The sequence below is a fragment of the Pseudoduganella sp. GW821-FHT05F09 genome, assembly GCF_059419605.1.
Genome location: NZ_JBWKSD010000001.1, coordinates 356,693 through 369,500 on the forward strand (window position 1 = coordinate 356,693; position 12,808 = coordinate 369,500).

15 protein-coding genes and 1 pseudogene are annotated in these 12,808 nt (G+C 62.1%); 5 read left to right on the forward strand and 11 right to left on the reverse strand.

What is annotated here, in order from left to right; all coding sequences use genetic code 11:
* Positions 1-16: 16 nt before the first annotated feature.
* From AC07S4_RS01405 to AC07S4_RS01440, 8 genes and pseudogenes are all read right to left on the reverse strand, one after another.
* The gene (locus tag AC07S4_RS01405; protein ID WP_494984895.1) at positions 17-442 is read right to left on the reverse strand and encodes a GNAT family N-acetyltransferase; all 426 of its coding nucleotides are present in this window, start codon (positions 440-442) and stop codon (positions 17-19) included.
* Positions 443-467: 25 nt separating this feature from the next.
* Positions 468-1,022 (reverse strand): protein tyrosine phosphatase family protein, encoded by a 555-nt coding sequence (locus AC07S4_RS01410; RefSeq protein ID WP_494984896.1) that lies wholly within the window; start codon positions 1,020-1,022, stop codon positions 468-470.
* Between the two features lie 112 nt (positions 1,023-1,134).
* Positions 1,135-1,494 (reverse strand): annotated as a pseudogene (locus tag AC07S4_RS01415) (DUF4262 domain-containing protein); the annotation flags it as partial.
* A gap of 10 nt (positions 1,495-1,504) precedes the next feature.
* Positions 1,505-2,185, reverse strand: a complete 681-nt coding sequence (locus AC07S4_RS01420; protein WP_494984897.1) for an NMCC_0638 family (lipo)protein — start codon at positions 2,183-2,185, stop codon at positions 1,505-1,507.
* Positions 2,186-2,282: 97 nt separating this feature from the next.
* Positions 2,283-2,663 (reverse strand): NTF2 fold immunity protein, encoded by a 381-nt coding sequence (locus AC07S4_RS01425; protein ID WP_494984898.1) that lies wholly within the window; start codon positions 2,661-2,663, stop codon positions 2,283-2,285.
* A 485-nt stretch (positions 2,664-3,148) separates the two neighbouring features.
* Positions 3,149-3,466 (reverse strand): hypothetical protein, encoded by a 318-nt coding sequence (locus AC07S4_RS01430; RefSeq protein ID WP_494984899.1) that lies wholly within the window; start codon positions 3,464-3,466, stop codon positions 3,149-3,151.
* Between the two features lie 159 nt (positions 3,467-3,625).
* Complete coding sequence (locus AC07S4_RS01435; RefSeq protein WP_494984900.1) at positions 3,626-4,135, reverse strand: DUF4124 domain-containing protein; 510 nt, start codon at positions 4,133-4,135, stop codon at positions 3,626-3,628.
* 45 nt (positions 4,136-4,180) lie between these two features.
* Positions 4,181-4,855, reverse strand: a complete 675-nt coding sequence (locus tag AC07S4_RS01440; RefSeq protein WP_494984901.1) for a TetR/AcrR family transcriptional regulator — start codon at positions 4,853-4,855, stop codon at positions 4,181-4,183.
* Between the two features lie 76 nt (positions 4,856-4,931).
* On the opposite strand from AC07S4_RS01440, the gene AC07S4_RS01445 reads away from it, so the two are divergent.
* The 4 genes from AC07S4_RS01445 (at position 4,932) to AC07S4_RS01460 (ending at position 8,323) form a co-directional block, all read left to right on the forward strand.
* Positions 4,932-6,068 (forward strand): FAD-dependent oxidoreductase, encoded by a 1,137-nt coding sequence (locus AC07S4_RS01445; RefSeq protein ID WP_494984902.1) that lies wholly within the window; start codon positions 4,932-4,934, stop codon positions 6,066-6,068.
* A gap of 67 nt (positions 6,069-6,135) precedes the next feature.
* Complete coding sequence (locus AC07S4_RS01450) at positions 6,136-7,362, forward strand: MFS transporter (protein WP_494984903.1); 1,227 nt, start codon at positions 6,136-6,138, stop codon at positions 7,360-7,362.
* The gene (locus tag AC07S4_RS01455) at positions 7,359-8,000 is read left to right on the forward strand and encodes a helix-turn-helix transcriptional regulator (RefSeq protein WP_494984904.1); all 642 of its coding nucleotides are present in this window, start codon (positions 7,359-7,361) and stop codon (positions 7,998-8,000) included. Before AC07S4_RS01450 ends, AC07S4_RS01455 begins: the two co-directional genes overlap by 4 nt.
* A 74-nt stretch (positions 8,001-8,074) precedes the next feature.
* Positions 8,075-8,323, forward strand: coding sequence for a hypothetical protein (locus tag AC07S4_RS01460; protein ID WP_494984905.1), 249 nt, complete (start codon positions 8,075-8,077; stop codon positions 8,321-8,323).
* On the opposite strand, the gene AC07S4_RS01465 is transcribed toward AC07S4_RS01460, so the two are convergent.
* The gene (locus AC07S4_RS01465; protein WP_494984906.1) at positions 8,301-9,485 is read right to left on the reverse strand and encodes a multidrug effflux MFS transporter; all 1,185 of its coding nucleotides are present in this window, start codon (positions 9,483-9,485) and stop codon (positions 8,301-8,303) included. The two genes, AC07S4_RS01460 and AC07S4_RS01465, sit on opposite strands and share 23 nt — an antisense overlap.
* A gap of 179 nt (positions 9,486-9,664) precedes the next feature.
* Between AC07S4_RS01465 and epsC the strand changes: the two genes are divergently transcribed.
* Positions 9,665-10,594, forward strand: a complete 930-nt coding sequence (gene epsC / locus AC07S4_RS01470) for a serine O-acetyltransferase EpsC (protein WP_494984907.1) — start codon at positions 9,665-9,667, stop codon at positions 10,592-10,594.
* Here epsC and AC07S4_RS01475 read toward each other — a convergent pair.
* Both AC07S4_RS01475 and AC07S4_RS01480 read right to left on the reverse strand, forming a co-directional pair.
* Positions 10,591-11,934 (reverse strand): LLM class flavin-dependent oxidoreductase, encoded by a 1,344-nt coding sequence (locus AC07S4_RS01475; protein ID WP_494984908.1) that lies wholly within the window; start codon positions 11,932-11,934, stop codon positions 10,591-10,593. The genes epsC and AC07S4_RS01475 overlap by 4 nt on opposite strands.
* A complete protein-coding gene (locus AC07S4_RS01480) occupies positions 11,931-12,806 on the reverse strand; it encodes a MetQ/NlpA family ABC transporter substrate-binding protein (RefSeq protein ID WP_494984909.1) in 876 nt (291 codons plus the stop codon). Before AC07S4_RS01480 ends, AC07S4_RS01475 begins: the two co-directional genes overlap by 4 nt.
* Between the last annotated feature and the right edge of the window lie 2 nt (positions 12,807-12,808).

Genomic DNA, 12,808 nt, shown 5'->3' on the forward strand with positions numbered 1-12,808 from the left:
TGTCGACCTAGTTGAACTATAGACGCTTCGTCATGAAAATGCGGCTAATACCATGCAGGTCGGACTCTATTTCGCCAAAACTCACCCATCCGTTCTTTGCGTAAAACCCGGGCGCCTGGAAGCTGATGGTGTAGAGAACTGCCGAGCGGCAGCCTCGTCCGCGCGCTTCGTCTTCGAACGCTTGCAGGATTTTTGTGCCCAGGCCCGAACCACGCAGAGAATCCGGGAGATGAAACAAGTCCAGAAACGCCAGCCCAAGAGACGTTCTTCCGACGATTCCTCCCAAGACTTCGTTGTTGTCTGGATCTCGCACCATCACGCACAGGGGACGGCGGTCGTTTATGCCTGCTGCCTGGAGATTGAACTCATCCAGGCCTTTGCCAAGAACTTCTTCGAATTCGGGATCTGCGTTGTCGCTGACGACAATGACGTTCTGCTTCAAAGTATTTCCTTCTAAATGGATCGGCTTAGTACGGTTCAAACGCTATCCCCGCCTTGCTCAACTGGGACGTCAGCAGCCGATTCCACGCGCCTCGTGGCGACCAGACCCGCGCTACCGCTTGATACGCCTGTTCAGGCGCCTCGTGCGTTTGCGTTACGCGATACAGGAAGGTGAAGGTGGATGCACGCATATTGACCTGGCAGTGAATCAGCACCTTGCGGCCCTGAAACCGCTTCATCGCCGCGACGAATTGCTCGAAGTCGGCTTCGGTGGGTTCGCCGAATTCGATGGGGATGTTCACGAACTCCAGGCCCTGGCGGCGGACGATGTTCGCCTCGTCGGCAACAGCGTCGGAGACCGTGGGCGGCGCGAGGTAGATGACGGCTTGGAAGCCTTGGCTTCCCAGCTGGGCAAGGGATGCCGCAGTCGGTTGGCCTGAAGTCACCATCGTCGGCGAGATAACGACGACGTTGGGAGCCTGGATACCAGGTTCTTCAGCGCGGGCTCGTGCGCTATCCAGAGCCGAAGCCAGCACGGCGATCGCGATCAGGAAATTGCCGGGTAACGTGCCGATGCGCATGCGGTGGATCCTTATTGAAGTTGTAGTAGCTCAATTGCATCTTACACGTTGCACGTTATGGCTGGCGGCTTCAGCTCCGAACCGGACCTCAATCGAAGTGTCGCTCCGGTTGTCATGCCAGCAGAGGCTGGCGCGCGACAAGCCAATCGCTGGCACCCGGATCCCATGGAAATACGCCGGGAGTGCTTGGCCAAATGATCTGATAAGCTCGAAACGGCCGGCCCTTGTACAGCCAGCTCGCCCAGTGCATGTAGTCGGCAACTTGCTCGGAGGTCGCTGCGCCGATGACGCACTCGAAATCGCCGCCGAGCAGACCTGCGATGCGTGCCCCCGGAGCGATCACCCCGCACTCCTTCATTTGTCGATAGCATTCGTTGATGGCGCTGCAGGCAACGTTTGACTTGAGGCCGATGACAATCAGTTCCGGCATGCCGAGCGACTGTTCGATACCGATCGAATAGGCAAACGGCGGATGCTCGTCACTACGGCGTGCTTACGGCAGAGGTTAGTCGGACTTGTATTTCAGCTGTAGATGAATCCGTAGTTGTTGATAACATGAGTAAACCGTACGGCGTTCCATGCTTTTGTACAAAATATCCTAATTGCCTATATTTTCCTCCGGCACCGCTAAGGATTTGGTCGGCCTGTGGCTTCACATTCAAGCCTTGGTCATGCAAATGTTTCATGAATTTTTCAAAACCATCGTTTACCGTTTTGACGTCAGCATTTCTAGCCCAAGCAGCGCAATGGCTCTCTCCTGTAAGAACTATAATGAATTGGCCAATCGCATTCGGAATTCCCCAAACCTCACCCTCTTTTCCCTTTAACACAGCTTTTGAAAATTCCGCGTTAGCTCGCACAAATTTATTATCTTTAGCATAGCTGGATATATCCGAATTCTTCCCGGGATACTTTACACACGTGTCCATGTAGAGTCGAACAATAAAGTTTCCTTGCCGCACTGGTATATTTGTTTGGGCAGACGCAGGTGGAGTGCAAATGAAAATCAGAATGGCAAGCGTAAACAAATGGCGCACGGTTTCCCTCAATATTTCGTTGCCGACGTGGTATTTAAAGCTAAATTGGTGCAATGAATTCATTATTGGGGTTTTTGGTTTTATTACGTTTTTACTGACGAACTCAGCGGCGAGCTTGGTACTCAAAATTACCTGGTCGGGTTTTGGCCGATTCGGTAGTGAGTCGAACGTCTTGTGAGAACTTCACCGCAACGGAGAGTCTACTCATTGTTGCGGAATCAAGTCATTTAGTATGATAAAGTTTAATAACGCGTCCGTCTCTTTTTGATATTACGGCAGTAGCCACACCACCGACCCCACCTGATGGAACGCTACCAGTGATGGTCCACTGACCATTATTAAGCGCCGCTTGAAAAGGCCTCTCTGACGCTATCATTTTCTCGCCATAGACCGGGTTCCAAACTGCAATCGCTATTGCGATAGCCGTCTGTGCATCGGGCACTATGCCAGCCTTAGGCTGAAAGCCTGGCGTGTTTGCGGCTTCTTTTAGCGCATCGGAACCTGAGCCAGCGCACACACGGTCCGGTACCGCTAACGTGGCCATCAAAAAAATCGTGGCAAAACAATTTTTCATATGCGCACCAGCTTTCTCACAAAATTTCAATGACAGATCTTGGCCGCACTCGGCCGAATATATACGTGACAATTCGGGCGCGGCAACTGATGTGCATAGTTCGCGTGAACGGCACTACTGTTTGCAAATTGCTGGACATTGTTGATTCACCGCTATCGTAGCGTTGCAGGCCCCGCCTGGTCCCCGATAACAGACGCCTCCTGGCCCTGAATCTCGTGGGCCGCCTGGACCTGCGTATAGCGGACCACCTGGCCCCGCATACATTGGGCCACCCGGACCGGCATATGCTGGTCCTCCAGGTCCCGCGTAACATGCGCCGCCCGGAGACGTCGAGCAGGACGTGTCAACTTCCCCGGAGGCCGCCGGTAGTTTTTGCGTGGTCATGCAACCAGAAAAAGCGATGGCTAGAATCATCGCTAAGGAGGACTTAAGAGCTTTCATAAGATGCCCAAATGTAAGTTGTAGAAAATCAAAGAAATTCCATTCGTCAGGAGGCTGCTTCTGGTCGAACTCCTTTAAAGGCCGCCCAAATAGGCGGCGAGCAGACCATCTGAGCTTTCAATTCCGAGAACGTCCATTATTAATTCGAGTTCGGTACCGAAATGTTCACGCACTTCAGTATCCTCGTTCTCCACCAAGACTAAAGAGCGCTGAAACTCGGCAAGAACCCAGAGAGAATTGTCATGGGTGTGCCGAAGCCGCCCCGACGTTGACGTTTCGTAGAGGCGGTCAGATTTTTTAGGCTCTGACGGGTCAGTGCTTCTTTTTTTGAGGCCATGCCGCCATGCACACACCGCTGAAAACACCAACAAACGCTGCGCGGTACCAGTCAAGATCGTGGCTGCTACTCAAAAAATAAGTATAAATCAGGGTGCCGATTGCAGCACCTGTACCAGCCCCAAAGAATTTCTTCATATCCGTATTGTCGCTTTATAAATCAATAAAAAATAGAGCAAAAATAGCATGCCCGCTCTTGCATCTTGGCCGGTCCGCTAGCGGCGCCTGCCGCTGCCGCAGGTCAGCGCGTGGTTGGCTTTGCGTTCGAGGATGACTTCCTGGCGCTGTGCTTCTGTCAATCGGCGCGGCGAGTTGCCGCCGTGGGTGATGCTCAGTTGCTTGGTCTTCTCCGCAAACTCAATCTGCTGGCGATCGCGCGTGCACAATTCTTCGTCGCTCATCGCGTTGTTAGAGCGGTGGGCACTCGGGTTGTATGGCTGCTGCGTGGCCTTGGCGGCTTCTTCCTGGCTGGATGCGCGGCGTTCCGATGCGGTCTGCCGCAGCCAATTTTTGCGGGAAGCCTGCTCGCGTTCGCGCCAGGCATCTCTTGCTGCGGCGGTAGATGAGGTGGCTTGTACGCCTGACAGCGGCTGGACTTTTGCGTCGACGCCGTCCTGCGGGCGGTCGGAATAGTGGATTTTGCCGTTGGCATCCGTCCATTTGTATATCTCGGCCTGCGCGGGCAGGGCGGACAGCGCTAGCAGGAAAGGCAGGAAAATTTTCATGCGGCAACTATAAGCGCTTTCGGTACCGCAAAGGCTCACACATTGTCACAGCGCTGGCGCTATTCCAGCGAGTATCAGGTCTATCCCTGCGAGGAAATCGCTGCGGTCGTCGTGGTCGCGCAGATGGGCGGCCATGCTGCGTGTGAAGGTGTATTCGGCGGCGTCGAGCTGCGACCATTCGTCGGCCACAGCGCCCAGGAAGTCCGTCCGGTCCGCCTCGTGTTCGCGGGCGAATTGCGCGTTGGCAGCGTTTTGCCCAGCCACGCCCAGAATGTAGTGCAGCAGCGCGGACGCGGTCTGCCACAGGGCGCGGTCCGGCACGCCGAGCGCGCCGACTTGCCGGCCTATGCCTTCCAGGATGCGCACCATGGGCATTTTGCCGGGGCTGCGCGCCAGCTCGGCGCCCACCCACGGATGGGCGTCGATGGCGTCGAAAATGGCGAGGCCGGCTGCACGGATTTTTTCTCTGGGCGTGGCGCCGTCCACGGCGGCGGCCATTGCCTGCGCGATGATGCTGTCGCAGGCGGCGTTCAGCAGGTCGCCTTTGTTGGCCACGTGCCAGTAGATGGCGCCGGCGCCGGTGCCCAGCTGTTCGGAGAGGGCGCGGAACGTCAGGCCGCTTTCGCCGCTGCTGTCCAGCAGCGCGATGGATTGTTCGATGATGCTGTCTCGCGAGAGCGAGGCTTCTCCGCGCTGGGTGCGGCGTGTGTTCTTGATCATGCCGCATCTTGACATGCCTGGAGGCTTGCCGCAATATCTATGGAACGACGTTCCATAACTTTCCAAAAGGATCAAAATGACAACAATCAGCATCATAGGAGCAGGACTGGGCGGGCTGATGCTGGCCCGCGTGCTGCATGTGAACGGGATTGCGGCGACGGTCTACGAGGCGGACGCTTCGCCGGAAGCGCGCTCCCAGGGCGGCATGCTGGACATCCACGAGCACGACGGCCAGTTGGCGCTCAAGGCGGCCGGCCTGTTCGACGAGTTCACCAGCATCATTCATCACGGCGGGCAGGCCACGCGGGTGCTGGACAAGCACGGCAAGCTGCTGCACGAGATGGGGGACGATGGCACCGGCGGGCGGCCGGAAGTCCCGCGTGGCGAGCTGCGGCGCATCCTGCTCGAGTCGCTGCCCGAGGGGACGGTGCAATGGGGCCGCAAGCTCGCGGCCGTCACCCCGCTGGGCGGCGGGCGCCATGAACTCGTGTTCAGCGACGGCTTTGCAACCACCACGAAGCTGCTGGTGGGCGCGGATGGCGCCTGGTCCAGGGTGCGTCCGCTGCTGTCCGGGGCCAAGCCCGCCTATACCGGTTTTACCTTTATCGAGACCTGGCTTTTCGATGCGGACAATCGCCACCAGCCGAGCGCGCAGGCGGCGGGCAGCGGGGCCGGGTTTGCGCTGGCGCCGGGGCAGGGCATTTTTACGCACCGCGAGCCGGATGGCGTGCTGCATGCTTACCTCGCCTTGAATAAGCCGCTGGAATGGATAGCGCAGATTGACTTTGATGATGCTGCCGTTGCAAAGTCCCGTATCGCGGCGGAATTCGAGGACTGGGCGCCGGAGCTGAAGTCGCTCATCACGGACAGCGATACCGCGCCGGTGCCGCGTCCTATCCATGCGCTTCCGGAACGGCACAAGTGGGACCGCGTGCCGGGCGTAACGCTGCTCGGCGACGCTGCGCACGTGATGGCGCCAGCCGGCGACGGCGCCAACCTGGCCATGGTGGACGGCGCGGAACTGGGGCAGGCCATCGCGGCCAACCCGGGACAGCTGGAGGCCGCGCTTGCCGCTTACGAGCAGGCGCTGTTTCCCCGCGCCAAGGCGGCGGCTGCGGGCGCGCGCGAAGTCTTCGAGGTGTGCTTCGGCATGGGCGCACCGCAGAGCCTGGTCGGCTTCTTCACCGCGCACCAGGACCCCACAGATAAATAAACATAAAAGTTTACTTATCTGGGCGGCGCCGGTATATTGATGGAACTCTAGCAATCTGAGATTCATCATGAAAAATGCGCTACTGATCGCCGCCGCCTGCCTGCTGGCCCTGTTGTCCACCATCGGGGCCTCGCTTCCGTATCCGATTTTGCCGCCGCTGTTCGCGTCCGGCGCCGAGTCCGGCCTGAACCAGTTCCTGGGGCTGCCGCCCAAGCTGCTGTTCAGCGTGGCGGTGATGATCAACCCGCTCGGGCTGCTGATCGGCTCCACCGTGCTGGGCGCGCTGTCGGACCGCTACGGCCGCCGTCCCGTGCTGCTGGCCACCGGCCTGGGCGCCGCCCTCGGCCATGCATTGACGGCGGGCGCCATGCTGCTGGAGTCCTATCCCTTGTTCCTGGCGGCCCGCTTCGCCACCGGCCTGCTGGAAGGGAACGGCGCGGTGGCGCGGGCCATGCTGGCCGAGCGGCTGGAGGGCACGCTGCGCAACCGCGCCATCGGCTGGCTGAATGGCGCTTTCCACTTCGGCTGGCTGGCCGGGCCGCTGCTGGGCGGCTTGACGGTGGGCTTTGGCCTGACCGTGCCGTTCTGGATCGCCGCCGGCGCGCTGCTGGCCGTGGCGCTGGTGGTGATGGCGGTGCTGCCGCGCGAGGCGCCGTCCACGCTCACCACGTCCTGGTGGCAGGTGGCGCGCGACCGCCATTCACTGAATCTGCTCAAGCACACGGAGCTGCGCACGCTGTTCAAGCTCCAGCTGGCCGTGACCTGCGGCGTGACGGCGTTCTACGAGTTCTATCCGCTGTGGCTGGTGGAGGTGGGGCGCTACGACGCGCAGGGCATCGCCGCCATCAACGTGGGCCTGTGCGGCTTGATGACGCTGTCTTCGCTGTTCTCCGGCCGGCCCAGCGCCACGGCGCCGCTCAAGCGCGCTTCCTTGCATGCGTTCGGCATCGCTTGCGCGGTGGCGCTGGTGGCGCTGGGGAACCTGTGGGTGGGCATGGTGGGGATAGTGCTGTTTGGCTTGCCGAATTCCTTCTACAACGCGGTGGTGCAGAACTGGGCGTCGGACCGCTTCGGCGCGCATGGGCAGGGCGCGGTTATGGGACTGTTGTCGACTACTTTCTGTCTGGCGAATATACTGATGGCGCTTGCGGGGGCGGTGCTTACGCTGATCGACACCCGCCTTGTGCTGCTGCTGGGCGCCGCGCTGAGCGCTGCGGCAGCCTGGCAACTGCAGGCGTGGCGCTTGCGCCTGCCCCTGGCTGCTCCGATGACTTTGACTAAATCACCCGAATGAACACTGCCGACAATGTACTTTTCCTGCTCAAGACGCGTGGCCCGCAAACCGCGCAGAAGCTGGCCGAGCTGCTGGACCTGACTTCCATGGGCGCGCGCCGCCAGCTGGAGTCGGCGCAGGAGAAGGGGCTGGTTGCGTTTGAGGACGTGGCGGACAAGGTGGGACGGCCGTCGCGCCGCTGGCATCTGACCGAGGCGGGCCATGCGCGCTTCCCGGACCGGCACGCGGACCTGACGCTGCAGATGATCCAGCAGGTGCGCTCGCTGTTTGGCGAGGAGGGCATGGATAAGCTGATCGCGGCGCGGGAGCGGGAGAGCGAGGCGGTCTACAGGGCAGCGCTGGATGCGGTTGCGCCGCCGGCGCCGGCCGATGCGCTGGCCGGGCGCGTGGAGGCGCTGGCCCGCGCGCGCGATGCGGAAGGGTATATGGCGGAGACCGAGGTTCAGCAGGACGGGAGTTTGCTGCTGATCGAGAACCATTGCCCTATCTGCGCGGCGGCCACCAGTTGCCAGGGGTTTTGCAGGTCGGAGCTGCAGGTGTTCCAGCGCGTGCTCGGCGACGCCTGCCAGGTTGAGCGCGCGGAGCATTTGCTGTCGGGCGCGCGGCGCTGCGTGTATGTGATCCGGCCTGTGGCTTGATTGCGCCATGCGTGCGGCGCGGCGCCGGGTGCGGGCTTATACTGGCCTCATCGCAACGGGCATGGAGAATTGATATGGACGAGCAGCAGCGGCGGCAGTTTGTGAACGAGGTCTGGCAGCGTTTTGAGGCGGTGCAGGACTGGGCCATCGCCAACTGGCCGGACGCGGAGCATCCGCTTTCCACGTCCGACTTCGTGGAGGCGCGCAAGGAAATCCTGGCGCTGGGCCAGCCGGCGCATGCGCGCCTGCCGCAGTCCGGCGAACCCGAGCCGGAGCAGGGCGGCGCGCAGTATGTAGACGTTACTCCGGCGCCTTGGCCTTGATGCCGTGCGCCGCCACCCAGGCGGCGAAACTGATCACCAGCCCGCCCATCACGCCGCAGGCCAGTTTGTAGGCGCTGTCGAACAGCAGCGGCGCCACCACGCCCGAGATCAGCGCGAACAAAATCATCTGGATGAACGACTGCATGGACGAAGCCAGCCCGCTGTTGTTGGGGAAGTGGTTCAATGCGATCAGCGTCATCGGCGGCATGGCGATGGCCAGCGCGAACGAGTACACGAACAGCGGCAGCACGGCCCACGGCACTTCCGCCGCGAAGTAGTGGTTGTAGGCCATATTGGCCGCGCCCGCCGCGCCCATGATGGCGTAGCTCCACCAGATCTGCGCGTTCTGCGAATAGCGCTTGGCCAGCTTGCCGGACAGGCCGGAACCCACCACCGAGCCGCTGATCAGCGGGAAGAACAGCCAGGCGAATGCGGTCTCCGGCAAATGCAGGATGTGCATCACGAAGTAGGCGGCCGAGCCGATGTAGAGCGCAAAGCCGCCAAAAGCCATGCCCACGCTGATGGACAGCAGCAGGAACTGGCGGTGGCACAGCACTTTCCAGTAGTTGGCCGCGATAAGGCCGCCGTGGAAGGGATGGCGGTCCTGCTTGGGCAGGCTTTCCGGCAGCAGGCGCAGCACGGCGAAGTACATCAGGATGCCGAAGCCGGTCAGGAACCAGAAAATGGAGCGCCAGCCGAAGGACACTTGCAGCCAGCCGCCCAGGATGGGTGCGATGGCCGGCGCCAGGCCGAACACCATCATCACGTGCGACATGATTTTTTGCGCCTCGGCGCCCGAGAAGCGGTCCTGCACGATGGCGCGGCTGACCACCATGCCAGCGCCGGCCGAGAGCCCTTGCAGCACGCGGCAGGCCAGCAGCACGCCGAAGGACGGCGCCAGCGCCGCGACGATGGACGCGGCGATGTAGATCACCAGCGACACCAGGATGACGGGCCGGCGGCCGAAGGAGTCGGACATGGTGCCGTAGAACAGCATCATGAAGGCGAAGCAGAACAGGAACAGGCTGAGGGTCTGCTGGATGGCGATGGGGCTCGCGTTAAAGGCCAGGGCGATGGCGGGGAAGGACGGAAGATAGGTGTCGATGGCGAGCGGACCGACCATGGTGAGGCCGGCCAGCAGCAGTGTCAGCAGAATATTCATGGATGCGTTATTGTTACCTGGAGCGGTATTTTACGCCACGCGCCGCGCTTCTGCCGGGCGGGTGGCTAACGGCATATCGATATGCGGATTTCGCATATGGTATGCCGAATTTATTCCTTCGCTTTGCGCGGGCCGCTGATTAAGCTTCTACGCCATAACATTGTTTTTTTTGAGATTCCATGACTATCGATACCTATGACGGCACCGGCGTGCGCCCTGCGCACTGGAATTTGGGGCCGGTGATCGAGCAGCTGCGCATTTCGCGCGAAGCCACGCACAACATCCGCCACCAGGGCCGCGTGCGCGAGCTGCCGTCGCGCGAGGCGCTGACCACCATCGTCAACGGCCTGTCCGCCGTGCTGTTCCCCACGCATTACGGCCGCCCGAACCTGACCGACGAGAGTATCGACTACTTTGTCGGCGATACGCTGAACACCACGCTGAACCGCCTCACCGAGCAGGTGCGGCGCGGCCTGCAGTTCACCACGCAGCCGGCCGACGGCAACGAGGACGCGCTGACCGAGCAGGCCAACAACATCACGCGCGAATTCGCGGCCGGGCTGCCGGCAGTGCGCGCGCTGCTGGTGTCGGACGTGCAGGCCGCCTTCGCGGGTGACCCGGCGGCGACCTCGATTGCCGAGATCATGCTGTGCTATCCGGGCACCATCGCCATCCTGCATTACCGGCTGGCGCATTTGCTGCACCAGCTGGGCGCGCCCTTCATCGCGCGCCTGATCTGCGACATCGCGCACTCCAAGACGGGCGTGGACATCCACCCCGCCGCGCAGATCGGCGCCAGCTTCTTCATTGACCACGGCACCGGCGTGGTGATCGGCGAAACCGCCATCCTGGGGCAGGGCGTGCGGCTGTACCAGCACGTTACCTTGGGCGCCAAGCGCTTCCCGGCGGACGCCAGCGGTGTACTCATCAAGGGCACGCCGCGCCACCCTATCGTGGAGGACGACGTGGTGATCTACGCCGGCGCCACCATCCTGGGCCGCATCACCATAGGCGCCGGTTCCACCATAGGCGGCAATGTGTGGCTCACGCAAAGCGTGCCGGCCAACAGCAATGTGTCGCAGGCGCAGATGCGCAACGACTGCCGCTAGGCGCACCGGGCGGCCTCCCTGCGCGGCTGCCCGGTCAGTTTTTCCCGCAGCGTTCCCGGCGCGTAGTCGCGCTGGTAGCGCCCCCGGCGCTGAAGTTCGGGGACCACATAGTCCACCACGTCGCGCATCGATTCATGCGCGACGGCGAAGGCCAGGTTGAAGCCGTCTATGCCGGTTTCGTCCAGCCAGGCTTCCAGCTGGTCCGCCACCTGGGCCGCATCTCCCACCAGTACCGGGCCGCGTCCGCCCAGGCCGATGAATTCGGCCGCCTGGCGCACGGTCCACGTGCGGTCCGGGTCCGCCTGGCTGAAGGAGGCCAGCGCCGAGCGTCCGGCCTGCGAGTCCATATAGTCTATGGTGGCGTCCAGCGGATAGGCGCTGAAGTCCACGCCGGTCCAGCCGGATAGCAGCGCGAGTGCCGCTTCGATGTCGATATGGCTGCGGTATTCCTCGTGCTTGGCCCAGGCTTCCTCCTCGCTGGCGCCGGTGATGATCAGCGCCTGCGCGTAGATCAGCAGCCCTTCCGGCTTGCGGCCCGCCGCCACGGCGGCGCTGCGCAAGTCGTCCACGTATTTCGCCACCACGGCCTTGCTTGGGCCGCTGACGAAGGTCACTTCCGCGTGCTGCGCCGCGAAAGCGGTGCCGCGCTTGGAGGTGCCGGCCTGGAACAGCACCGGCGTGCGCTGCGGCGACGGCGCGCACAGGTGGATGCCGGGAACCTTGTAGTAGCGGCCTTCGTGGGCTATGGCGTGCACCTTCGCCGGGTCGATATAGACGCCGCGCTGCTTGTCGTTCACCACCGCGCCGTCTTCCCAGCTTTGCTCCCACAGCTTGCCCACCACTTCCATGTACTCGTCGGCCAGGTCGTAGCGTTCGTCGTGGCCGAGCTGGCGCTCCAGGCCCAGGTTGCGCGCGGCGCTGTCCAGGTAACCGGTGACGATGTTCCAGCCCATGCGGCCGCGCGTCAAATGGTCCAGCGTGGACATGCGGCGCGCAAAGGTGTAGGGATGCTCGTAGGTCAGCGCGCAGGTGACGCCGAAGCCCAGGTGCTCGGTGGCTTGCGCCATCAGCGGCACCAGCGCGAGCGGGTCGTTCAGCGGCACTTGCACCGCGTGCTTCAGCGCCGCCTCCACGCTGCCCTGGTAGACGTCGTACACGCCCAGCACGTCGGCCAGGAAGACGGCGTCGAAACGGCCCGCTTCCAGCAGCCGCGCCAGCTCGGTCCAGTGCTCAGGATCGGTGTAGCGGTGGCTGGTGTCGCGCGGGTGCGTCCACAGGCCGGGCGACTGGTGGCCCACCGTGTTCATCTGGAAGGCGTTGAAGCGTATCCTCCTGCTCATTTGGCCTCGAGCGCCAGCTGGTAGTCGGTCTTGGAGTAGTCCGCAAAGTGCTTGTTCGTCACGGCCAGGAATTCGCGCGAGCGGTAGGCCGCTTCGAGGTCCTTGGCGAACTGCTTGTTCTTGTCTGCCGTGCGTATCGCCACCAGGTTGATGTAGTTGGGAGAGATCTTCTCCGTCACCAGCGCTTCGCTCAGTTTCAGGCCCGAGGCCAGCGCGTAATTGCCGTTGACGAAGGAGTAGTCCGTGTCCTGCAGGGAGCGCGGCAGCTGCGCGGCTTCCAGCGGCACCAGCTTGATCTTCCTGGTGTTGGTGGCGATGTCTTTTTCCGACGCGCGGATAGGGTCGGTGCCGGCGCGCAGCTTCACCCAGCCCAGCTGGTCCAGCAGCACCAGCGCGCGGGCCTGGTTGGCCGGGTCGTTGGGCAGGGCGACGGTGGTGCCTTCTTTGGCGTCGGCCAGCGTTTTGTGCTTCTTGCTGTAGATGGCGATGGGGGCGGTGGGTATCGTCACCAGTTCGCTCAGCGCCAGTTTGTGTTCGCTGGCGAACTTCTTCAGGTAGATGATGTGCTGGAATACGTTGGCGTCCAGCGAGCCTTCGGCCAGCGCGAAATTGGGCTGCACGTAGTCGTTGAATTCCACCAGCTTGACCTTGTAGCCCTGCTTTTCGAGGATGGGCTTGATGCCCAGCTTGATCTGGTCGGCGTAGGGGCCGGCGCTGGTGCCTATCACCAGTTCTTTCGGGTCTTTGGCGTTGGCGGGCGCCGACGCGAGCCCCGCAACGAGGCCGATGGCGAGGCTGGCCGCAGCAATGGCGGTGGCGCTGAGGGCGCGCAGGACGAAGGTGCGGCGGCGGGCGTGGTGCAGTGATGGCATGG

Excerpts from the sequence above, each read along its gene's own strand:
- AC07S4_RS01465 (WP_494984906.1), bottom strand. The coding sequence starts at position 9,485 with ATGAATATTCTGCTGACACTGCTGCTGGCCGGCCTCACCATGGTCGGT.
- AC07S4_RS01455 (WP_494984904.1), top strand. The coding sequence starts at position 7,359 with ATGAACACTGCCGACAATGTACTTTTCCTGCTCAAGACGCGTGGCCCG.
- AC07S4_RS01480 (WP_494984909.1), bottom strand. The coding sequence starts at position 12,806 with ATGCCATCACTGCACCACGCCCGCCGCCGCACCTTCGTCCTGCGCGCC.
- AC07S4_RS01440 (WP_494984901.1), bottom strand. The coding sequence starts at position 4,855 with ATGATCAAGAACACACGCCGCACCCAGCGCGGAGAAGCCTCGCTCTCG.
- epsC (WP_494984907.1), top strand. The coding sequence starts at position 9,665 with ATGACTATCGATACCTATGACGGCACCGGCGTGCGCCCTGCGCACTGG.
- AC07S4_RS01460 (WP_494984905.1), top strand. The coding sequence starts at position 8,075 with ATGGACGAGCAGCAGCGGCGGCAGTTTGTGAACGAGGTCTGGCAGCGT.
- AC07S4_RS01445 (WP_494984902.1), top strand. The coding sequence starts at position 4,932 with ATGACAACAATCAGCATCATAGGAGCAGGACTGGGCGGGCTGATGCTG.
- AC07S4_RS01450 (WP_494984903.1), top strand. The coding sequence starts at position 6,136 with ATGAAAAATGCGCTACTGATCGCCGCCGCCTGCCTGCTGGCCCTGTTG.
- AC07S4_RS01475 (WP_494984908.1), bottom strand. The coding sequence starts at position 11,934 with ATGAGCAGGAGGATACGCTTCAACGCCTTCCAGATGAACACGGTGGGC.
- AC07S4_RS01435 (WP_494984900.1), bottom strand. The coding sequence starts at position 4,135 with ATGAAAATTTTCCTGCCTTTCCTGCTAGCGCTGTCCGCCCTGCCCGCG.
- AC07S4_RS01410 (WP_494984896.1), bottom strand. The coding sequence starts at position 1,022 with ATGCGCATCGGCACGTTACCCGGCAATTTCCTGATCGCGATCGCCGTG.